Source organism: Microbacterium sp. 05T445 (assembly GCF_056395865.1).
Map to the genome: position 1 here is coordinate 1,353,519 of NZ_JBFTKJ010000001.1, position 21,158 is coordinate 1,374,676.

General features: G+C 70.8%; 20 protein-coding genes. 9 read left to right on the forward strand and 11 right to left on the reverse strand.

Going from position 1 to position 21,158, the window contains the following annotated elements; all coding sequences use genetic code 11:
- The first annotated feature begins 138 nt into the window (after positions 1-138).
- Together AC1DDU_RS06505 and AC1DDU_RS06510 are read left to right on the forward strand one after the other, a co-directional pair.
- Entirely contained in the window at positions 139-2,085 is a 1,947-nt protein-coding gene (locus AC1DDU_RS06505) for a heparinase II/III domain-containing protein (RefSeq protein ID WP_477432275.1), read from the forward strand.
- A complete protein-coding gene (locus AC1DDU_RS06510) occupies positions 2,082-3,188 on the forward strand; it encodes a LacI family DNA-binding transcriptional regulator (protein ID WP_477432277.1) in 1,107 nt (368 codons plus the stop codon). Before AC1DDU_RS06505 ends, AC1DDU_RS06510 begins: the two co-directional genes overlap by 4 nt.
- A 41-nt stretch (positions 3,189-3,229) precedes the next feature.
- Here AC1DDU_RS06510 and AC1DDU_RS06515 read toward each other — a convergent pair whose 3' ends face one another.
- The gene (locus AC1DDU_RS06515) at positions 3,230-4,498 is read right to left on the reverse strand and encodes a serine hydrolase domain-containing protein (protein WP_477432279.1); all 1,269 of its coding nucleotides are present in this window, start codon (positions 4,496-4,498) and stop codon (positions 3,230-3,232) included.
- 80 nt (positions 4,499-4,578) lie between these two features.
- Here AC1DDU_RS06515 and AC1DDU_RS06520 point away from each other — a divergent pair, with 80 nt between their 5' ends.
- Positions 4,579-4,905: a DUF2470 domain-containing protein gene (locus tag AC1DDU_RS06520; RefSeq protein ID WP_477432281.1), complete on the forward strand. Its 327-nt coding sequence runs from the start codon at positions 4,579-4,581 to the stop codon at positions 4,903-4,905.
- Positions 4,906-4,950: 45 nt separating this feature from the next.
- Positions 4,951-5,604, forward strand: coding sequence for a biliverdin-producing heme oxygenase (locus tag AC1DDU_RS06525; protein ID WP_477432283.1), 654 nt, complete (start codon positions 4,951-4,953; stop codon positions 5,602-5,604).
- An 18-nt stretch (positions 5,605-5,622) separates the two neighbouring features.
- Here AC1DDU_RS06525 and AC1DDU_RS06530 read toward each other — a convergent pair whose 3' ends face one another.
- Together AC1DDU_RS06530 and AC1DDU_RS06535 are read right to left on the reverse strand one after the other, a co-directional pair.
- Positions 5,623-6,987, reverse strand: a complete 1,365-nt coding sequence (locus tag AC1DDU_RS06530) for an ATP-dependent DNA helicase (protein WP_477432285.1) — start codon at positions 6,985-6,987, stop codon at positions 5,623-5,625.
- Positions 6,988-6,996: 9 nt separating this feature from the next.
- On the reverse strand, positions 6,997-7,479 hold the full coding sequence (locus AC1DDU_RS06535) for a MerR family transcriptional regulator (RefSeq protein ID WP_477432287.1): 483 nt from the start codon (positions 7,477-7,479) through the stop codon (positions 6,997-6,999).
- A gap of 54 nt (positions 7,480-7,533) precedes the next feature.
- Here AC1DDU_RS06535 and AC1DDU_RS06540 point away from each other — a divergent pair, with 54 nt between their 5' ends.
- Positions 7,534-8,367 carry an NAD(P)/FAD-dependent oxidoreductase gene (locus AC1DDU_RS06540; protein WP_477432289.1) on the forward strand — a complete coding sequence of 278 codons (834 nt, stop codon included), beginning with the start codon at positions 7,534-7,536 and terminating at the stop codon, positions 8,365-8,367.
- Positions 8,368-8,540: 173 nt separating this feature from the next.
- Positions 8,541-9,599 carry a hypothetical protein gene (locus tag AC1DDU_RS06545; RefSeq protein ID WP_477433446.1) on the forward strand — a complete coding sequence of 353 codons (1,059 nt, stop codon included), beginning with the start codon at positions 8,541-8,543 and terminating at the stop codon, positions 9,597-9,599.
- A 33-nt stretch (positions 9,600-9,632) separates the two neighbouring features.
- Here AC1DDU_RS06545 and AC1DDU_RS06550 read toward each other — a convergent pair whose 3' ends face one another.
- The 3 genes from AC1DDU_RS06550 to AC1DDU_RS06560 form a co-directional block, all read right to left on the reverse strand.
- The gene (locus AC1DDU_RS06550; RefSeq protein WP_477432290.1) at positions 9,633-11,618 is read right to left on the reverse strand and encodes a bifunctional copper resistance protein CopD/cytochrome c oxidase assembly protein; all 1,986 of its coding nucleotides are present in this window, start codon (positions 11,616-11,618) and stop codon (positions 9,633-9,635) included.
- A 125-nt stretch (positions 11,619-11,743) separates the two neighbouring features.
- Positions 11,744-12,031, reverse strand: coding sequence for an HU family DNA-binding protein (locus AC1DDU_RS06555; RefSeq protein ID WP_477432292.1), 288 nt, complete (start codon positions 12,029-12,031; stop codon positions 11,744-11,746).
- Between the two features lie 210 nt (positions 12,032-12,241).
- The gene (locus AC1DDU_RS06560) at positions 12,242-12,835 is read right to left on the reverse strand and encodes a TetR/AcrR family transcriptional regulator (protein WP_477432294.1); all 594 of its coding nucleotides are present in this window, start codon (positions 12,833-12,835) and stop codon (positions 12,242-12,244) included.
- A 226-nt stretch (positions 12,836-13,061) separates the two neighbouring features.
- Between AC1DDU_RS06560 and AC1DDU_RS06565 the strand changes: the two genes are divergently transcribed.
- The gene (locus AC1DDU_RS06565; protein WP_477432296.1) at positions 13,062-13,916 is read left to right on the forward strand and encodes an alpha/beta hydrolase; all 855 of its coding nucleotides are present in this window, start codon (positions 13,062-13,064) and stop codon (positions 13,914-13,916) included.
- Positions 13,917-14,171: 255 nt separating this feature from the next.
- Here AC1DDU_RS06565 and AC1DDU_RS06570 read toward each other — a convergent pair whose 3' ends face one another.
- The 4 genes from AC1DDU_RS06570 to rpmB all read right to left on the reverse strand — a co-directional run bounded on the left by AC1DDU_RS06570 (position 14,172) and on the right by rpmB (position 16,044).
- On the reverse strand, positions 14,172-15,248 hold the full coding sequence (locus AC1DDU_RS06570) for an alpha/beta hydrolase (protein ID WP_477432298.1): 1,077 nt from the start codon (positions 15,246-15,248) through the stop codon (positions 14,172-14,174).
- A gap of 80 nt (positions 15,249-15,328) precedes the next feature.
- A complete protein-coding gene (rpsN, locus tag AC1DDU_RS06575; protein WP_018173549.1) occupies positions 15,329-15,634 on the reverse strand; it encodes a 30S ribosomal protein S14 in 306 nt (101 codons plus the stop codon).
- 3 nt (positions 15,635-15,637) lie between these two features.
- On the reverse strand, positions 15,638-15,808 hold the full coding sequence (gene rpmG, locus AC1DDU_RS06580; RefSeq protein WP_005051772.1) for a 50S ribosomal protein L33: 171 nt from the start codon (positions 15,806-15,808) through the stop codon (positions 15,638-15,640).
- Entirely contained in the window at positions 15,808-16,044 is a 237-nt protein-coding gene (rpmB, locus tag AC1DDU_RS06585; RefSeq protein WP_013584774.1) for a 50S ribosomal protein L28, read from the reverse strand. The genes rpmG and rpmB overlap by 1 nt, the downstream gene beginning before the upstream one ends.
- Before the next feature lie 666 nt (positions 16,045-16,710).
- Between rpmB and AC1DDU_RS06590 the strand changes: the two genes are divergently transcribed.
- On the forward strand, positions 16,711-18,687 hold the full coding sequence (locus AC1DDU_RS06590; protein WP_477432301.1) for an ABC1 kinase family protein: 1,977 nt from the start codon (positions 16,711-16,713) through the stop codon (positions 18,685-18,687).
- Between the two features lie 20 nt (positions 18,688-18,707).
- On the opposite strand, the gene AC1DDU_RS06595 is transcribed toward AC1DDU_RS06590, so the two are convergent.
- Positions 18,708-19,376: a DNA-3-methyladenine glycosylase gene (locus tag AC1DDU_RS06595; RefSeq protein WP_477432302.1), complete on the reverse strand. Its 669-nt coding sequence runs from the start codon at positions 19,374-19,376 to the stop codon at positions 18,708-18,710.
- A gap of 74 nt (positions 19,377-19,450) precedes the next feature.
- Here AC1DDU_RS06595 and AC1DDU_RS06600 point away from each other — a divergent pair, with 74 nt between their 5' ends.
- Positions 19,451-21,091 (forward strand): MFS transporter, encoded by a 1,641-nt coding sequence (locus AC1DDU_RS06600; protein WP_477432304.1) that lies wholly within the window; start codon positions 19,451-19,453, stop codon positions 21,089-21,091.
- Positions 21,092-21,158: the final 67 nt, after the last annotated feature.

The window sequence follows — 21,158 nt, forward strand, 5'->3', positions numbered from 1 at the left end:
CGAACGATTGGGACTGTAGCAACCTGTTTCGTTCATTGCAAGACTGTTTGAGTTTTATTATGATCGTTTATGATCGCTTAAGAGTTCGGGACCCGGACTCCCCACACAATCCGGCGACGCCGATGACAAGGAGGCAACGTGACGTTCCAGGGTGAGCTCGCCGCAGCCTTCCATCGGCAGGCCGGTGTCGGTGCCGACGCGTTCGAGGCGGCCGTCGCCGCAGTCCTCGCCTCCCCCGACCGCGCACTGCCGGTCGCCGCCGCAGACGACCGGACAGTGTGGGGGCCCGGCGGAAGCGCTGATCGGATCGCGATCGACGACGTCCTCGCCCGCGCGGAGGCGGACCGGTCCACGGCGTGGCCTGTGCCTCGCGCGACGGCCGCCACCCGACTCCACGACGACGGGGACCGCGACGGCTGGGAGAGCATCGTCTTCGCACGGCAGCGACGCCTCGCCCGTGCCGCCGTCGCCGCCGCGCACCACGCCGACCACGCCGAGCTCGGCCCAGCCTGGCTCGCCGAGGTCCTCGACGGCGTGTGGCTCGTCTGCGAGCAGAGCTCGTGGTGCTGGCCGGCCCACGACGACGCGTTCCGGAAACGGGGATCGGTGCTGCCGACGGTGACATCGCCCTATCTCGACCTCGGGGCGGGCGAGGCCGTCGCGCTGCTGAGCTGGGTGGATCACCTGCTCGGCGACCGTCTCGAGGCGCGGTACCCCGGCATCCGCCCCCGCATCCGCCACGAGGCGCGCGTGCGCGTGTTCGAGCCGTTCGTGCAGCGCCGAGACTGGCACTGGCTCGGCCTCGACGGCGACGTGCACAACTGGAACCCGTGGATCCACGGCAACGTGCTCACCGCGGCGTTGCGGCTGCTCGACGACCCTGCCGAGGCCGCAGAGCGAGCGCGCATCGTCACCCTCGCGGTCGAGGGGCTCGACCGCTACGTCACCGCGCTCCCGGCCGACGGCGCGATCGACGAGGGCTACGCGTACTGGTGGAACGGCGCCTGCCGCGCGCTCGAAGCGCTCGAGATCGTGCGCCACGCGACAGGCGGAGTCCTCGACGCCTCCGGCCTCCCCGCGCTGCGCAAGACCGTCGCCTTCCCCCATCGCATGCACCTCGGCCGTGACTGGTACCTCAATCTCGCCGACGGACAGGCGCGGATGCCGGCCACCCAGCCCTGGCACGCGCTTCATCGCGCGGCGCGCAGCGCGGGAGACCCGGATGCCGCGGCTCACGCAGCCGCCCATCGCGTCGCCGGGACACCGGCCGCCACAGAGCACGAAGGCCGGGGCCGGCTCCTGCGCGGTGTCACCGACCCCGCATGGGTCGGCGCGGCGCAGACGTCCAGCCCCTTCCCGCGCGACGTGTGGCTCCGCTCGACCGAGGTGGTCGTGGCGCGGGAGCGCGCCGGCTCCCCCGCCGGGCTCACCCTTGCGGCGAAGGGCGGGCACAACGGCGAGCATCACAACCACAACGACGTCGGCACGTTCGTCGTCGCCTCGGACGGCGTTCCCGTGATCGTCGACGCCGGCCGGCCCACCTACACGCGGCAGACGTTCGACGCAGGCCGCTATGACATCTGGACGATGCAGAGCGGGTGGCACAACGTGCCGGTGATCGGCGGGCGGGAGCAGAGCCCGGGGGTCGGGTTCGCGGCATCCGCCGTCGAGATCTCGATCGAGGACGATCAGACGTCGCTGGCGCTCGACCTCTCAGGCGCCTACCGCGAGGCCCCGTCCTGGCGGCGCCGCCTGCGGCTGGACAGGTCGTCCAGGCGCGTCGAGATCGAGGAGTCCTGGACGACCGGAGGCGACGGGCGCACCGAGGTGAGGATGCTGCTCGCCGGCGACGTGCGCCGGGATGCGGCATCCGTCGTGGTCACCCCGTTGGACGGCGCCCCGCCGCTGCGGGTGTCGTGGCCGCACGACGTGGCAGCCGCGCTCGTGGTGCGCGAACTGGACGATCCGATGCTCGCGGACGTGTGGGGCGAGCGATTGACCCGACTCGATCTCGACGTCACGCCACGCAACAGCGTGGTGGTCACGATAGAACTGGACAAGACGAACGCGGAGGACCCCCGATGACCGACCAGACGCCGGCGCTGCTGGCTGCCGAACGGCGGGCCCACGTGATGGCGACGCTCGAACGCGACGGTGCCGTCCGGGTCGCGCAGCTCATGGACGAGCTCGGGGTCGCGCCGGTGACTCTGCGCCGCGACCTCGCCCAGATGGAGCGTGAAGGCCTGCTGGTCCGCGTGCACGGGGGCGCCGTTCCCGCCGCGGCAGGGCTCGACCAGGTCGAGCCGGGGCATCCGCTTCCCTCCTCCCGCACGGGTTCGATCGCGATGCTCGTGCCGTCGCTGAGCTTCTACTGGCCCAGCGTCGTGCGCGGCGCCGAGACCGAGGCCACCCGTCACGGCCTGCGCGTCGTGCTCCGCGGCGCGTCGTACGAACTCCAGGACGAGAGGCCCGTGCTCGAGCGGCTCGTGCACGAGGACGGTGTGCGGGGGCTGGTCGTCGCGCCCAACACCGACACCCCGCACGCGCAGGACGTCGTGCAATGGCTCGACGAGTGCGGCGTGCCCTTCGTCCTCGTGGAGCGCGACGCCGTCGTCATGCCCGAGGGCAGCCCGGTCGAGAACGTCACGACCGATCACGCCCTGGGCGCGGTGCTCGCCGCGCGCCATCTCGCGTCACTCGGCCACCGCCGCGTCGGGCTCATCATCGCGCGCGAATCGCCGACGTCCCGCAAGATCACCGCCGGCTGGCAGGCTGCGTGCCTCGAGCTGGGCCTGACCCCGTCGGATCACTTCGAGACGAGCCTGCCGCCCCGCACGAGTCCGGACTTCTCCGCTGCCGTCGATGCCACCCTCGACGCGGCCCTGTCGAACTCGGTCACCGCCCTTCTCGTGCACTCCGACCCGGAGGCGATGGCGTTCGTCGACCTCGCGCTGAACCGCGGGATCTCGGTTCCCGGCGACCTGTCGGTCGTCGCCTACGACGACGAGGTCGCCGAGCTGTTCACCCCCGCGCTCACCGCGGTCAGCCCGCCGCGCCACTTCGTCGGTCGTGCGGCCGTCGACCTGCTGGCCCGGCGCATCGAGGATCCGACGCGGCCCGTGCACCGGGTGGTGCTGAACCCCACGTTGAACGTGCGCGGCTCCACCGCTCCCCCGCGGGGGGCCTGAGCCGCAGAGCGGATGCCGTCATCCCGCGTCGCGTCGCGGGCTCACTCCGCGGCGGGCGGCGTGCACACCGCTGCCGCCGCGATCGCGTCGCGATACTGCTCGGGGGTCCACGGCAGGCCCGCCTCGGGCACCTTCTGGCCCGCGGTGGCGGGCGCCTTCGAGGCGATCGCCGCGAGCTCCCAGACGAGGTACTCCCCCACCGCCGCGTCGGCGGCGGAGTTGTTGAGCACGACGGCGACCGTCAGCCCGCTGCGCGGGTCCGCGAAGGCGGCCGTGATGTACCCGGGCACCTTGCCGTACTGGCCGATGAGCGACCCCGCCTGCAGCGCCCCACCTGCAGCGGTGTACCACGACGGGCCGTCAGGCGACACCGGGAGCGGGTGGGCGAAGCGCTCGTCGGACGGGACCAGCGCGCCGGTCGCGAGCGCCTGCGCATAGTGTCCGAGATCGTGGATGTCGGTGACCGCACCCGCGTCGGTGAATCCGGTGGTCCCCGAGACGGCGGTGAGGTCGACCGGCTGCGCGCAGTCGAGCACGCCCTCGGCGTTGTTCACCGACTGCCCTCCCTTGAGCACACCGGTGGTCGGCAGATCGCCGAGCGCCGTCGCGTCCAGGCCGAGCGGGTCGGCGACGTACGTCTGGAAGAGGTCGGCGGCGGTCTCGCCGGTGGCGCGCTGCAGTGCGAGCCCCAGGAGGAGGTAGCCGGCGTCGGAGTCGCGGTAGGCCTGGCCGGGGGCCGCGGTGCGCGGCTGGCCGAGACCGAAGCTCGCGAGGTAGCGCGGGTCCCACTGCCGTTCGGGGTTCTGCATCCACAGCCCGTACAGCTGGCCGGTGTACGAGCCGACGCCCGAGGTGCCGTCGCACAGCTCGGCAAGGCTCACGTCGGCGAGGTCGGGCACGCCGGCGACGTATTCGGTGACGCTGTCGCCGAGCTTCACCTTGCCCGCGGCGGCGACCTCGTACAGCACGTCGCACGTCATCGCGCGGGTCATCTTTCCGGCGCGGAAGACCTGGTCGGCGGTCACTTCCCCGCCCCCGTCAGGTCGCTGCGCACCGAGCCCGGCGACCCAGCTGCCGCTCCACGGCGCCCACACGCCCACGATGGCCCCGGACGAACCGGTCACGCCCATCGCGTGGGTGACGGCATCCTGCAGCTGCTGGACGGTGTCGTCGGGAAGCGGGGACTCGGCCTGCGGCGGGGCGTCGACGGGAACCTCGCCGCCGAACGAGCATCCCGCCAGGAGCAGCGCGGAAACAAGCGCACCGGCGATCGCCGCGGTGGCGCGGCGGTGTGTGTGTCGTGACCGCATCCTCACCCCCCGATGATCGTGCAATGCATTCAAACACACCGCGGTCGCTGACGCGGTACGGCGATCCGTAGGGTGTGAGCATGACCCACCACTTCGACGAAGCCGCCCTGACGGGTGTGCTCGGCCACATGAACGGCGATCACGGCGACGACAACCTGCTGATCGCACGCGCTTTCGCCACCGAAGCGGGTGTGGCGGACGCCGCGATCACGGCATCCCGCATGATCGGGTTCGACGGCGACCGCGGCGTGTGGGAGGCCACTCTCGCCGACGGGTCCTCCGCCGAGATCGCCGTCGCGTGGCCGTCGGGGCCGATCACCGAGCGTCGTGAGGTCAGGCGGGAGATCGTCGCGCTGTACGACGAGTCGTGCCGGCGCCTGGGAGTCGAGCCCCGCCCGCACGCATAGGGAACGTGGAGTTAGGTTCGCCTTATCTTCAGTTAGCATGAAGGTATGAGCGACCCGATCCCCTTCTCCACTGCGCTGCGCGAGCGCTCCAGCCGCTCGCACTCGTCGAGCGAGCACGCCGGTTTCATGGCGGACCTCATGAAGGGCGAGGGCACGCGCGAGGACTACGTCGCGCTCGTCGTGCAGCACTGGTTCATCTACGAGGCGCTCGAGCGCACCGCGGGTCGGATGCGCAACGACCCTGTGGCGTCGGTGTTCATCAGCGACAAGCTCACGCGACTGCCTGCGCTGGAGGCCGACCTCGAGTTCCTCGTCGGCCCCGACTGGCGCGAGACAGTCGAGCCGCTGCCCACGACGCAGCGCTACGTCGACCGCATCAACGAGGTCGGCGCCACGTGGGCGGGCGGCTTCGTCGCGCACCACTACACGCGCTACCTCGGCGACCTGTCGGGCGGCCAGTTCATCGGGCGGCTCATGGCCCGCCGCTTCGGCTTCGAGACGAACGGCATCGGCTTCTACGTCTTCGACGACATCGCCGACCCCAAGGCCTTCAAGGATGTCTACCGCGAGCAGCTGGACGCCGCCCCGTGGGATGCCGCGGAGCAGGAGCGCGTGATCGACGAGGTGCTGCTGGCCTACCGCTTCAACACCGAGCTCTTCGAGGACCTCGCCGCCGCCAAGGCCGCCCAGGTCGCCTGATCCGGCCGAGCCGCCGCGTCAGGCGACGGGCGTGCCGCGCACGGCGGCCGACATGAAGCGGCGCACGTCGTCGTCGACCTGGATGTCGCGGGGCCGCAGCGGGCGCGAGAGGTACAGGCCGTCGAGCGACGTCAGCCGCGACAGGGCGACGTAGGTCTGCCCCGGCGCGAAGGCCCCCGAGCCGAGGTCGATGATCGCCCGGTCGTACGTCTTGCCCTGCGACTTGTGGATCGTGACGGCCCACGCCAGCCGCAGTGGGAACTGCGTGAACTCGGCGACGATGTCGCGGGTGAGCTGCTTCGAGCCCGGGTTGTAGGAGTAGCGGTACTTCTCCCACACCGACGGCTCGACGTCGAACTCCTCGCCCTCGACGTCCACCCGCACCGTCTCCCCCGCGATGCGCGTGACGGTGCCGATCGTGCCGTTGACCCAGCGGGGCGGCTCGCCGAACGACGCGGTGTCGTTGCGCAGGAACATCACCTGGGCACCGACCTTGAGCTTCAGCTCGACGTCGGCCGGGTAGGCGGCATCCCCCCGCCCGAAGTCGCCGTTGACCTCCGCCATCGCCGTCTGCTCACGGCCGACGAGCTCGTTCAGATGCCGCCGGTTGATGTTGTTGACGATGTCGTTGCGCGTGGCGAGCGTGATGATCGGATGCTCGCCGTCCGCCGGGTCCGGAGGGGTCCGCGCGCCGGTGTCGTTGAGCACCTGCGCGATGTCGGCGGTCACCCGGCCGTAGCGCACCGCGTTGAGCATGGCCTTGAAGGCGGGGTCGGACTGCCGGTGGATGTCGACCAGCTCGCGGATGTTGAGGTCGGCACCGTAGGAGCCGACATCGAGGATGCCGTCGCCCGAGGCCTCCCCCACCCAGACCTTGGCGTCGAAGAACCAGAACGACCGGTAGTGGTCGTTCACGTACCGCAGTTCGTCGCCGCGCGGCGGCACGGGAGCCAGCTGGTAGGGATCGCCGAACATCACGATCTGCGTGCCGCCGAAGGGCTCGCCGCGGCGCCCCCGGGCCTTGCGCAGGGCCCGGTCGATGGCGTCCATGAGGTCGGCGTTGACCATCGAGATCTCGTCGATGACGAGCGTGTCGATCGCGTTGAGCAGCTTGCGGGTCGCGTCGGACTGGTCTTCGTCATGGGAGCCGATGATGCCCAGCGGCAGCTTGAACAGCGAGTGGATCGTCTGACCATCGACGTTGAGCGCGGCCACGCCGGTCGGCGCGCACACGGCGATCTGCTTGCTGGTGTTCCACGCGAGGTGCTGCAGCAGCGTCGACTTGCCGGTGCCGGCGCGTCCGGTGACGAACACGTGCTCCCGCGTGTCTTCGATGAGCCGGAACAGCGCCTCCTGCTCGGCGGACAGCGGCGGGGTGTTCACCGATTCATGTTAACGAGCGGATGCCGCCTTCCGGCCGCCCGCGCCGCGATCCGTGGAGTCCCGCTCGTCGTCCACAGGCGGCTCCGCGTCGCGCCACCGTCCCGTGCCGGCCACGACCTCGCCCATGATCGCGCGGAATCGCGGGCACGTGGTGATGTCGTGGGAGCGGCACCGCAGCGCGTGCTCGGTCATGCGGCGCGACCGTTCCATGTCGGCCATGCGACGCTCGAGGTCGGCGAGGTGCTCCTCGAGCACGCGGTGCCGCTGTGGCGCCTGCTCGTCCAGCAGGACGCCGATCTGCTCGAGGCTCATGCCGGCCGCCTTGCTGCGCACGATGACGCCGAGGCGGACGAGGTCGTCGGCGCCGTAGCGGCGTCGTTCGGCGCCGTCGCGATCGGGATGCAGCAGCCCCATGTCCTCCCAGTGCCGCAGCACGTGCGTGGGCAGCGAGAAGCGCGCGGCGGCATCCCCGATCGACAGGCTTGACTTCATGTCGACATGAAGTCACAGGATCGATCCAGACGCAACCCGACGGAAGGATCACCCATGTACGACGTCATCGTGATCGGCGGCGGCCCGGCCGGACTCCAGGCCGCCCTCACGCTGGGCCGCATGCACCGCACGGTGCTGCTGCTCGACTCCGGCGAGTACCGCAACGCCACGGTGGAGCACGCCCACAACCTCCTCACCAACGACGGACGCGACCCGGCGGCGCTCCGCCGCATCGCACGCGACGAGCTGGCCGCCTACGAGACCGTGCGGGTGCGCACCACGACGGTGACGGCCGTCTCGGGCGCGCTCGGGTCGTTCGAGGTGGCGACGGGCGACGGCCCCGAACGCGCGCACCGCCTCGTGCTGGCCACAGGTATGCGCGACGAGCTGCCCGCCGTGCCCGGCCTCGTCGAGCACTGGGGGCGCCGCGTCGCCCAGTGCCCCTTCTGCCACGGCCACGAGTTCGCAGGGCGACGGGTCGCCATCCTGATCGACGGCGCGCACGCCGGGATGATCGAGGGGATGCTGCGCCCCGTCGTCGCGTCGTCGGTCATCGTTCGCCCGGCCAACGTCGCCAGAGTGGTCGAGGTGGGGGACGATCTGGAACTCGAGCTCGCGGACGGCGCCGCCGAGCGCGTCGCCGGGATCTTCACCGGTGCCACGGCGGCCCAGCGCGCGCCGTTCGCCGCGCAGCTCGGCTGCGCACTGCTTCCCAGCGGCGGCGTCGAGGTCGACGCGCTCGCCCGGACGACGGTTCTCGGGGTATATGCCGCCGGAGACATGTGCCACGTGGCGGCGGTGCCGGGGCCGATGGTGTCGCTCGCCGCTGCCATCGCCTCCGGTCAGCTCGCGGGCGCGAGCGCCATCCGCGACGCCCTCACCGCCTGACCGCGCCGGCGCATGTCCACAGATTGCGCGTCCACAGGAGGCTCCCGGTCAGGGCTTTCTACACTGGTGGGGTGGACCAAGGGGCGGTGGACACGGCATCCGGTCGCGCGAGTGCGCCTCCGGACACCGAGACGACCCCCGATGTCGACGGCGATCCCGGCGCCGCCACGCTGATCCAGCCGCCGCGCAAGCCGCGCAGCGGCCGGCGCCTCGCGGTGGATCTCACCCTGCTGGGCATCGCGGGCACGCTCGTCGTCGCGGCGGCGTTCGCGGCATGGGGAGCGATCGAGCGCGAGTTCTACAGCCCCTCCGCCTTCGTCGAGCACTACATCGACCTGCTCGCCGAGGGCCGCGCCGCCGACGCCCTCGCGGTGCCCGGCGTGGCGGTCGGCTCGGCCGAGCTCGAGGCCGCGGGGCTGCCGCCCACCGCCAACGAGGCGCTGCTGCGCAGCGCCGCGCTCGCCCCGCTCGATGACGTGCACGTCGTGTCGCAGGAGCAGGACGGCGACGTCACGCACGTGACGGTCGAGTACACGGCACGCGGCCACGAGGGCCGCACCACGTTCGACGTCGAGCGCGCCGGGTCGGTGGGCCTGGCTCCCACCTGGCGCTTCGCGAGGACCCCGCTCGCCGTCATCAACCTCGCCGTGACGGGCTCGATGATCTTCGAGGTCAACGGCTTCGAGCTCGACAAGCGTCAGGTCTCGCCGGAGGGCGCGGATGCCGATCCCTCCGCCCCGGTGTCTCTGCTCGTCTTCTCCCCCGGCCTGTACTCCGTGTCCGTCGACACCGCCATCTCGCGCACGCCCGGCGTGGCCGTGCTCTCGGACACTCCGTTCCACGCCATCCCGATCTCGATCCAGGCCCAGCCGACCGAGGAGTTCCTGAGCGTCGTGCAGGAGAAGGTGGAGGAGTTCCTCAGCGCGTGCGCCACCCAGGAGGTGCTCCAGCCGACCGCATGCCCGTTCGGCTATTTCGTGCAGGACCGCATCGACTCGCTGCCCAGCTGGTCGATCGTGGAGCAGCCGAAGGTGGCTGTCGAGCCCGACGGCGCGGGCTGGTCGATCCTCCCGTCCGAGGCTGTCGCGCACATCGACGTCGACATCCGCTCGCTCTTCGACGGCCGGGTGCGCCCGGTCAGCGAGGACGTCCCCTTCATCGTCAAGGGCACCATCAGCATCCGCCCCGACGGCACCGCGACGATCGTGGTGACCGGCCCCGACACGACCTGATCCCACCGCGCTCCGGGTGCAGAGACTCCCAGATCAGCGGCCGGATTCTGCCTTCGCATCGCGCTCAGCGAGGGCCGCGAGGTGGGCGTTGTAGGCCTCGAGCTCCGCATCCCCGGTGCGATCGGCGTGGCGGTCGCGGCGCTTGGTCTCGCGGTCGTCGCTGCGACTCCACTGGATCGCGACCGTGATCGCGAGGATGAGCGTGGGGATCTCGCCGATCGACCACGCGATGCCGCCGCCGGTGTACTGATCTTCCTGCGGCGTCGCGCCCCAGGTGCGTCCCATCGACCCGAACCACTCGGCGATCATGAGGCCTTCCTGCATCATGATCGCTATGCCGAAGAAGGCATGCATCGCCATCACGCCGATGAGGAGCAGGATCCGTCCGGGGTAGGGGAGGCGGTACGGGACCGGGTCGATGCCGATCAGGCTCATCACGAACAGGTAGCCGGTGATGAGGAAGTGCGCGACCATCCACTCGTGCCCGAGGTGGTCGTACAGCGACCACCGGAACAGGTCGGTGTAGTAGAAGACCCAGAGCGACCCGACGAACAGGCCGGCGGCGACGAAGGGATTGGTCAGCACCCGCGCGACGGGCGAGTGCACCGCCCACAGGATCCATTCGCGGCCGCCGCGCGTACCGTCGTCGCGCTTTCGGATTGCACGGGCGGCGAGCGTGATCGGCGCGCCCGGCACCAGCAGCAGCGGGATCGCCATCGTCAGCAGCATGTGCCCGACCATGTGCATGCTGAACAGGTAGTCCTGGTAGACGTTGATGACGCCGCCGGTGACCCACACCAGCACGACCCACCCGGCCACCCAGAGGATCGTGCGGTACATCGGCCACGCGTCGCCGCGGCGGCGCAGGCGCCACACGCCCACGAGGTAGAAGAAGATCGCGAACCCGGCGACCACCGCCCACAGCAGGTCGATGTTCCACGATGTCAGCCATCGGTCGATCGTCAGCTCCGGCGGCAGCGGGGCACCGGTCAGCCGCTGCGCCGGCGTCGGCGTCACGGGGATCAGTGGCGGCACCGGGGGAGGCGTGCGCGCGAGCGCGGCGGCGGCGCCGCTGGCCACGCCCATGAGCACGAGCTCGAACGCGATGAGCGTCCAGAAGGCGCGCGTGGCGGCCGCGGCATCCCGCATCCTGCCGATCAGGCGCGTGCGGTACCAGGCGCCGAGCACGCCGAGGGCGATGAGCGCCAGCACCTTCACGCCCAGGATCACGCCGTACGGCGAGACGAGCGCCGACCAGTCCTGCAGGCCGATCGCGGCGCGCACGGTGCCCGACACCGCGACGACGACGAACGCGGCCAGCGCGATGCTCGAGTAGCGCGCGACGGTGGCGGCGCTGTCGGGGCGCGACTGCAGCGGCCGCACGATCACGATGAGCAGGAGACCGCCGAGCCATACGGCGGCGGCGATCATGTGCAGGATCAGCGCGGTCATCGCCTCGTGATGGAACGCCTCCTCGCCGGAATGACCTTGGGTTCCCATCGGCACGAGGGCGGCCGCGGCCAGCAGGGCCACGAAGAAGGTCGGGGTCCACGACCGCACGGCGAAGGTGAGCACGGTGAGCGCGGCGCCGGCGATGGTGGTGATGAGCCAGGTGCGGCCGAGCTCGGTCTCGATGAGGAATCGGCCGAGCTGGGCGCCGAACTCCGGCCCCAGGCTGATCGCGGGGTTGAGTGCGGCGAGGAACGTCAGGAAGCCGGTCGCGGCGGCGGCCATCGTGAAGATCGCGGCCGAGATCGACGCGGTGTCGAGAGCGACGTCGAACGGGCGCTCACCGGCGCGCAGCGTGAACAGCGCCGTCACGAGCGCTCCGACCATGCCGGCGGCCGAGAGGTTGACCACGAGTGTCGCGGTCGGCAGACCCCAGCGCACGAACGGACCGGGGTCGGCCAGCGCGAGGGGTGCCGCGCCGCCGCCGAATGCGAGCGCCCACAGCATCACCACGAGCGCCGCCACGACGAGGAGCGCGGGCCCGACGGCCCGCAGGGCGCGGGGATTCACCCTTCCACCCTACGTTGCGCGGGGTTCGCCGCCGTCCTCCCGCAGGCCTCGCGGATACGGGGGTGAGACGCAGGAGAGGGGATGCCGCGAGCCGCGGCATCCCCTCTTCCCGAGGCGTTCGTCGATTACTTGACGGCGGCCTTGAGCTTGGAGCCCGCGGTGACCTTGACGCGCTTGCCCGCGGGGATCTTGATCTCCTCGCCGGTCTGCGGGTTGCGGCCCGTGCGAGCCGAGGTGGCGACCTGCTCGAACGCGATCCAGCCCGGGATCGAGACCTTGCTGCCGGCGGCGACCGCCTCGGAGACGGTGGAGAAGAGGGAGTCGAGCACGCCCGAGACGGCGGACTGGCTCTGGCCGGTCGCGCTCGCGATGCTCGCGACGAGCTCGGTCTTGGTGATGGTCTTGTCGGCCATGTGGGATGTCCTCCAGAGACGACGACTGCCGTCTTGTCATTGCTCGGACCGGATGGCTTCGCCCCCCGGCTGGTCTATCGACCGGGACCGAATGTACCCGAAGCGGCCGACAGATCCGCGTATTTCTGCGGATTTCGGCCGTTTGGGGCCGCGTGTCGCGTGACAGGAGTGACGAATGTGACTTCTGAGGCGTGATTTCGCCGACAGCGTTCAGGCGCGATGAGCGGCGATGACGTCGCGTGCGGTGCGCGCGAACGCCGGTCCCACGCGGTCCTGCCCGTCGAGATAGCCGCCCACCAGGGCCGCATCGCGCAGCAGCACGAGGGATGCCGCGACACCCTCGGGATCACTCAACCCGGCACCGGCGGCCAGCGCCTGGAGGGTCGAGCGGAACCACTCGCGGTGGTCGGCGATGAGCTCGCGCACCGGCCCCTCGTTCGGATACTCGGCGGCGGCGTTGATGAAGGGGCAGCCGCGCGTGTGCCGGTCGCGGATGTCCTGCTCGATGCCCGCCACGACGAGGTCCAGGAGGACGTCGGGGTCGTCGGAGGCCTGAGCGGCCTGGCCGAACAGCGCCCGAAGCACCTGATCCTCGCCTTCGAGGTAGGCCAGGACGAGTCCCTCCTTGCCGGCGAACTGCTTGTACATCGTCGCGCGGGTGACGCCCGCCTCCTCGATGATGCGGTCCACCCCCACCGAGTGGATTCCCTCGTTGTAGAAGAGATCGGTGGCCGCGTCCAGCAGTCGCTGGCGTGCGGACGACGGACGGGATGCCGCGGTCGTCGCGGCGGTGGCGGTGCTCATGGATCCCCCTCCATTCCCTCCATCGTGCCATCGTTCCCCCCGCTGACCGGGGCGTGGGGTCGACGCCGACAGGGCCTTCGGAATCTTTCCGAGGTTCTCTGGGAATAGTCTTGCGTAGATAGAACGTTCGGTCTACCATCAGATTACATCAGCCGGGAACACACCAGGAACCGGAACCTGAGACCACGACAGAACCCACCGCGACACCGCACCCCAGGAGCTCGACATGACCACCACGACCAAGACCCCCATCGTCCTCATCCACGGCCTCTGGATGACCCCGAAGAGCTGGGACACCTGGGCCGAGCGCTTCCGCGCCGCCGGCCACCAGGTCATCGTCCCCGGCTGGCCCGGCATCGACGACCGCACCGTCGAGGACATCCGCAAGAACCCCGAGGCGCTCAAGGGCATCGGCCTGAAGCAGATCGCCGACAATTACGAGCGCATCATCCGCGCGCTCCCCGAGAAGCCGATCATCATCGGTCACTCGTTCGGGGGAGTGATCACGCAGATGCTCGCCGACCGCGGCCTCGGCGTCGCCTACGTCGGCGTCGCCCCCGGACAGACCGCAGGGGTCACCGCGCTCCCACTGTCGACGCTGTGGACCGGCACCCCGATCCTGTCGAACCCCTTCGGCCGCAACGGCGCCAAGCCGCTCAGCAAGCGCCACTTCCACTTCACGTTCGGCAACGACCTGCCCCGTGAGGAGTCCGACAAGCTCTGGGAGGAGTACGCCGTGAACTCCTACAACCGGGTGTTCTTCGAGGGCGTGACCTCCGTGCTCAACGAGAAGGGCGGCGTCACCCACGTCGACTACAGCCGCCCCGACCGCGCGCCGTTCCTGGTCATCACCGGCGAGATCGACCACGTCGTCCCGCCGGCGATCGGCGAGGCGATCGTCAAGAAGTACACCCAGACCGGCAGCCCCGCGATCGTCGAGTACAAGGAGTACGCGGGCCGCACCCATCGCCTGGTGAGCCAGGACGGCTGGGAGGAGATCGCCGACTACGCCCTGCAGTGGGCGACCACGCACGAGGTGCGCGAGGGCGAGCAGGCCCCCGAGACGGAGGCGGCGAAGTAGGCGGATGCCCCGCCCGGCGCCGACCGGGAACCCACTCCGCCGTCGAGCCACCAGCCCGCCTGGTGCCTCGACGGTCGAGTGGTGTCTCGGCCGGTGTCCGCGGTGGGACACAGGGCCCGGTGCTCGCAAGAGCCCGGGCCCTCGCCGCACACCCGCCTGGCGCATCCGAAATTCGGAGAACCCCGCGTGATTCGGAGACGCCAGGGCTCCGGCATCCGGCATCCCCCACGAACTCCGAAATCCGGCGGGGGCGGGTTACGCGTGCAGGCGCCGCAGCGCGGTGACGACGTCGTCGTGCCAGCGGCGGGCGGCGGGAAGCGCGCCGGTGAAGATCGGGGTGTCGTGCGTCACGCCCTGGTACCGCACGACGCTCGCGTCGACCCCCGCGGCGCGCAGCGCCGCGCCGTAGGCGTCGCCGTCGCCGCGCAGCGGGTCGTACTCCGCGGTGAGGATCACGGCCGGCGGCAGATCAGCGTGCGACGCAGCGCGCAGCGGCGACGCGTACGCCTCGCGCGCGCGACGCTTCGAGGGCAAGTAGGTGCGCACGACCGAGCGCAGCTCACGGGCCACGATGAACCGGGGGATGCCGAGTGCCCGCGTCGCGCTCAGGTCCAGGTGCGCGCCGGTGAGGTCGGCCACGGGCACCTCGAGCACCTGCAGCCGCAGCGGGTGCGCGCCGCGATCGCGGTTCACGAGAGTCAGTGCGGCCGCGATGTTCGCCCCCGCCGAGACGCCCGCCACGCCGATGCGGTCCGCGTCGATGCCGAGCTCCGGCGCCTCGGCGAACAGCCACTCCAGGGCGGCGTACGCCTGCTCGACCGCCACCGGATAGCGGTGCTCGGGCGCCAGCGCGTAGTCGACCGCGGCGATCGCGACGCCGGCGTCGGCGGCACGGCGGCGGAAGCCGGCATCCGTCGTCGGATAGTCGATGCCCCCGATGCGGAAGGCCCCGCCGTAGAACGCCAGGACGGCGGGCACCGGGCCGTCGCCGTCGGGGTGGTAGATCCGCACCCGCACGGGCGGCGCCTTCGGCACAGCCACCTCGTGCTCCGTGATCCGCAGGTCGGGACCGGACGTGCCGACGGTGCGCAGCTCGGTGCGGTCCCATGCCAGCGCCGCCCGGCGGTGCTTGGCGCGGGCCCTGGCGCGCGGACCGAGTCCGGCATCCTTCGCGGACTTCGCCGGCTTCGCGGGCTTGACCGGCTCCGGAACGCTCGTGCGCCCGAACGGCCACAGCGCCCACAGGCGCGTGCGCATCGAGCCGAGCGCCTGGTCGAACAGGTATCTGCGGTGCACGCGCAGGCGCTCGGCGAAGAACGGGTCCAGCGGCATGCTCCCCATCCTCTCGCCTCGCAACGCAGAAGGCCCGGAGTTCCGAGGAACTCCGGGCCTTCCGACTGATGCTGTGGTGCTTACCAGCTCGACTTGGTCACGCCGGGCAGCTCGCCACGGTGCGCCATGTCACGGAAGCGGACACGCGAGATGCCGAACTTCGTGAGGACACCGCGGGGGCGGCCGTCGATGACGTCGCGCGAGCGCAGGCGGACCGGCGACGCGTTGCGGGGGAGCTTCTGCAGACCCACGCGAGCGGCTTCGCGCTCCTCGTCGGTCGACGTCGGCGAGACGAGCGCCTTCTTCAGCTCGAGGCGCTTGGCGGCGTAGCGGTCGACGACCTCCTGGCGCTGCTTGTTGCGCGCGATCTTGCTCTTCTTAGCCATGGATCAACGCTCCTCTCGGAATTCGACGTGCTTGCGGATGACCGGGTCGTACTTCTTCAGCACGATGCGGTCGGGGTTGTTGCGGCGGTTCTTGCGCGTGACGTAGGTGTAACCCGTGCCCGCGGTCGAACGCAGCTTGATGATCGGACGGACGTCCTGTGCCTTCTTGGCCATTAGAGCTTCACACCCTTCGCCTGAAGGTCACGCACGACCGCCTCGATGCCGCGGGCGTCGATGACCTTGATGCCCTTGGCCGAGACGTTGAGCTTGATGTTGCGACCCAGCGACGGAACGAAGTAGGTCTTCTTCTGCACGTTCGGGTCGAAGCGGCGCTTCGTCCGGCGGTGCGAGTGCGAGATGTTGTGACCGAAGCCGGGAACTGCTCCAGTCACCTGGCACACTGCTGCCATGGTGATGTCTCCTTAGTACCGTGGAGCCGGACGGCCCCACCCAAGATCCCTTGTCTGCACCCACGCTTCACTGGACCGTTTCCGGCCTGGCGGGGGAGTGTGGATACGTACTGCGTGCTGGAGTGCGCGCAGACAAACAGTCAGTCTAGCACGGGCGGCGTGTCGCGCTTGACGCGGCCCGGATCGGCCTCCACACGTCGAGGTTCTGGCGGATCCCCCTGTCCGCCGCTATATTCCGGGGCAGGAATCTCTCCTCAGAGGTGCGCCAAACCGGCCCGCCTGCAGGGCGCGGACCCCTGTGCGTGTCTACAAAGTCTCGCTCGTGCTGCCGATCGCGGGGGAACATATCGGTCACATCCGCGGGAGGGGTGCAGAGATGACCGATTCGCACGACGGGGCCCCTCGATGGCCTGGATCTCCGTTCGATCTCGCCGACGCGCACCGGTGCCCGTCGTGCTTCACGGTGGTCTCGGCGCCGGTGTGTCCGGAATGCGGCTTCGCGCACGGCGTTCCTGGCGGTCGCGTCGCTGCGCTGACTCGCGCACCGCATCTCAGCGGGTCGGCGAGCGGATGCCGCAACCCGTGGCGCCTCGCAACTCCTCTGCGCGACCGGCATCCACCGTTCCGCTGATGCGCGTTCGCGACTGATCTGGTGTGCTTGGCCTCGTGAACATCGCGCAGATCGTCGGGAACATCCTCCTCATGTCCGTCGCGACGGTCCTCGCGATGCTGCTGATCGGCGCCTTCGCCCGCCGCGTCCTCGGTGTGCGCGTCAGCGCCGTGCGCATCGTCATCGCCGGGATCCTTGCGCTGGGCGCCGAGGTGGGCTTCGAGTCGCAGGCGATCTGGCCCGCCCCCACGTACAACCCGGCACTGCTGCTGGTGCAGGTGGGGATCATCCTGCTCGTCGCCACCGGCCTCCTGGTCGCGGCGGAGTTGATCGTCCCGCAGGGCACCGTGCCCAGCCCGAGCCGCGTCCTGCACGAGGCGCGCAGCACTGCGGCGCGCGCACGGCGCTACTCGCAGCTGGTCCGGATCGCGACGCGCGACAAGCTGCTCCCGTTCAAGCCCCACACCGCGCAGACCAGCGCCGGCGTCGCGGAGCGCACACGGCAGGCGCGCGCACTGCGCGCCGCCCTCGAGGACGCCGGCGGCGCTTTCGTCAAGCTCGGTCAGCTGCTCTCGACCCGCTCCGACATGCTTCCTCACGAGTTCACGGAGGCGCTGCGGGAGCTGCAGCAGACCGTGCCCCCGGTCGCGTGGGATGAGGTGTCCGAGGTCCTCGAGGCCGAGCTCGCCCGTCCCGTCGCCTCGGCGTTCCCGCAGATCGACCACACCCCGGTGGCAGCCGCCTCGATCGGGCAGGTGCACCTGGCGACCCTCGCGTCGGGGGAGCGGGTCGCCGTGAAGGTGCAGCGGCCCGGGATCGTGCCGCTGGTGGAGCGGGATGTCGACATCACCCGCCGCATCGCGAGCCGCATCGCCGAGTCGACGTCCTGGGCGCAGCAGTTCGGCGTGGAGGATCTCGCCCACAGTCTCACCGACAACCTGCTCGACGAACTCGACTACCGCATCGAGGCGTCCAATCTCGCCGCCCTCGCGGCGGCGCAGGAGCAGCACTCCCCGGCGCACCGGATGCGGGTGCCGAAGCTGCACGCGTCGCTGAGCAGGAAACGGGTGCTCGTCATGGAGTACCTCGAGGGCCGCACCATCAGCGATCCGGAGTCGATCGCCGCGCTGTCGCCCGAGGAGCGCTCTGCGCTGGCGTCCCAGCTGCTGCGGTCGATCCTGACGCAGATCATGGACGACGGCGTGTTCCACGCCGACCTGCACCCCGGGAACATCCTGGTCATGCCCGACACCTCGCTCGCGCTGCTCGACTTCGGGTCGGTCGGTCGGCTCGACTCGCAGGTGCGCAGCCAGATCGCCGACCTGCTGCTCGCGTTCTCGCGCGGCGACTCGGTCGCCTTCGCGGACGCGCTCATCGCGTTCGTCGAGCTGCCCGACGACGTCGACGAGTTCGCCCTCCGCCGCCAGATCGGCGACTTCGTGTCGCGGCGCCTCGGCCCCGGGGCGGCACTGGACGCATCCGCGTTCACGGAGGTGATGGCCGTGCTCACGGGCAACGGGCTGACCGCCCCGCCGCAGCTGACGGTGGCGTTCCGTGCCATGGCCACCGTCGAGGGGACGCTGCGGGTGCTCAGCCCCGACTTCGACTTCGTCGCCGAGGCCTCCGCCTACGCGAAGGAGCGCATCGCGGAGGCGAAGCGGCCGAGCTCGATCGCGCAGACGGCCGCCGACGAGCTTGCCGGACTCGTGCCGCTCCTGCGCAAGCTCCCGCACCGGGTCGACCGCATCAGCGGCTCGCTCGCGGACGGCCGGCTGAGCGTGAACGTGCGCCTGCTCGCCGACCACCGCGACCGGGCACTGCTGCGGGAGTTCTTCAACCTCGCCGCGATCACGTTCCTCGCGGGCGTGTTCGGGATCATGGCGTCGATGCTGCTGACCAGCACGGGAGGCCCGCAGATCACCGACGACCTCACGCTGCACCAGCTGTTCGGCTACCTGCTCGTGGTGACGTCGGGGGTCCTGACCCTGCGCGTCCTGTTCGACGTGTTCCGCCGGCGCCGCCGGCGCGGCTGAGGGGGCGCGGCGAGGTCCGCTCAGCCCGCGGCCGCGGCTCCTCGGCCCCACCGGAAGGGCGACACCGTCGGGTCGCCGGGGACCCAGTACCGCCACGGGAAGGCCGCGGTGCCCGCGACGCCGGCCACGCCCACGCGTGGCCCCGAGGCGATGTCGGCGAGCGGCTCGACGAGCAGGTCGAGCCGCGCGACGGCGCCGTGCCACGGCATGCCCGTGATCGCGTCGATGCCGTCGTGGACGGGATGCCGCAGCCCGACCGCATCGCCGAAGCGGCCCGGTCCGCGCGCCAGGTCGCGCGGGGTCTTGGCGGCCGGGCGGCGGCGGGCGGCGGCATCCGTCCCCTCCAGCACCTGCCCTGCCCGCAGCAGCACACCGCCGGCGACCCCCTCGGGGCCGCAGACGACGTTGACGCACGAGTGGATGCCGTGGCTGAGGTACACGTAGAGGTGCCCGGGCTCGCCCCACATCGTCGCGTTGCGCGCGGTCGGCCCCATGCGCGCGTGCGACCCGGGGTCGGGCACCGGGCCCGTGCCGAGGCCGTGATACGCCTCGACCTCGGTGAGCCGCACGATCACCGTCTCGCCGCCGACGACCGTGGTCAGCCGCGCGCCGAGCAGCCGCGGGGCGACGTCGGCGGGAAGGCCGAGGAGGTCGGCGCGGGTCGCCGCTCGCCAGGGATCCCGCACCATGGGGGCGAGTCTATGTCCGCGCGTCGCGCCAGGGGTGCGGACGCCGGTGCCTCGCCAGGGCTACTGTGCGGGCCATGGGCAAATGGTTCGTGCTGATCCTGCTGAGCGTCTCGCAGTTCATCATGGTGCTCGACAGCACGGTCATGAACGTCTCGATCTCGACGGTCGCGCACGACCTCGGCACCGACATCTCGGGCATGCAGGCGGCGATCACCTTCTACGCGCTCACGATGGCCGCGTTCATGCTCACCGGCGGCAAGCTCGGCGACCGGTGGGGGCGCAGCCTCGCGTTCCGCATCGGTTCGGTCATCTACGGCATCGGCTCGCTGACCACGGCGCTCAGCCCCAACCTGACGGTGCTGATGCTGGGCTGGTCGCTCGTCGAGGGCCTCGGAGCGGTGCTGGTGATCCCCGCGATCGCCGCCCTCGCCGCCATCAACTACGAAGGCCGGGCACGGGTGGTCGCGTTCGCCGTGCTGGGCGCCGTGACCGGCGGAGCCGCGGCCGCAGGCCCCCTGATCGGTGGCCTGGTCACCACCTATTCGTCGTGGCGCTACGTGTTCGTCGCCGAGGCCGTCGTGATGACCCTCGTCCTCATCGTGTCGGGCCGCATCAAGGACGTCCCCGGCAACCGGACGTTGAGGATCGACCTGCTGAGCGTGGTGCTGTCCGCCCTCGGGCTCGGGCTCCTGGTGTACGGCATCCTGCAGTCCAAGACGTGGGGATGGGTCATCCCGCTGGACCCGCCCGTGATCAACGGCCAGCCGGTCGCGCCGTTCGGCGTCTCGCCGGTGGCGTACCTGATCCTGCTGTCGATCTTCGTGCTGTGGCTGTTCGTGAAACGCCAGCAGCAGCTCGAGCGCACCGGGCGAGTGCCGCTGCTGAAGGTCAGCCTGCTGCGGATCCCGGCGCTGCGCAGCGGACTGACGATGTTCATGGCGCAGTACTTCGCGATCGCCGCGCTGTTCTTCGTCATCCCGGTCTACCTGCAGACCATCCTCGGCTTCGACGCCCTGCAGACGGGCCTGAAGATCCTGCCGCTGTCGCTGGGGCTCATCCTGTTCTCGGTGCTCGGGTCGCGCCTGGCGACGGTGCGCTCGGCGCGGAACATCGGCCGCATCGGGCAGCTCACGCTCGGCGTCGGCGTGCTGCTGGTGTTCGCGGCGGTCCAGCCCGACCTCGCCGGCTGGCTCTTCGCCACCGGCATGTTCGTGGTGGGTGCGGGGTTCGGGCTGCTCGCCTCCCAGCTCGGCAACGTCAACATGTCGGCGGTCGAGCAGTCCGACACCTCCGAGGTCGGCGGACTCCAGGGCACGTTCCAGAACCTCGGCTCGTCGTTCGGCACCGCGATCGTCGGCTCGGTGTTCATCCTGCTGCTCACGTCCGGTTTCACCACCGCGGTGCTGGAGAGCACGACGCTCCCCGCCGACGTGCAGCAGCAGGTGGTCGCCACCGCGTCCAAGGGCGCGCCGATCATCTCGCAGCAGCAGGCGGAGGAGCTGCTGACGGATGCCGGCGCCGACGCCGCCTCCGCCTCCGAGGTGGCCCAGATCTACGCCGACACGCAGGTCGAGTCGCTGCGGCAGTCGCTGTTCTTCGTGTTCGCCCTGACGGTGCTGGGGCTCATGCTCTCCAGCGGCCTGCCCGCGAAACTGCCCGTACCCGAGCCGGCTCCGGCGGATGCGGCATCCTCCCCGCCGCCTCCGGGCGACTAGCCGCCGAGGAACCCCGGGCGACACGCAACGCGTCCCGGGAAGCCATGCCGAGTGGCATCCCGGGACG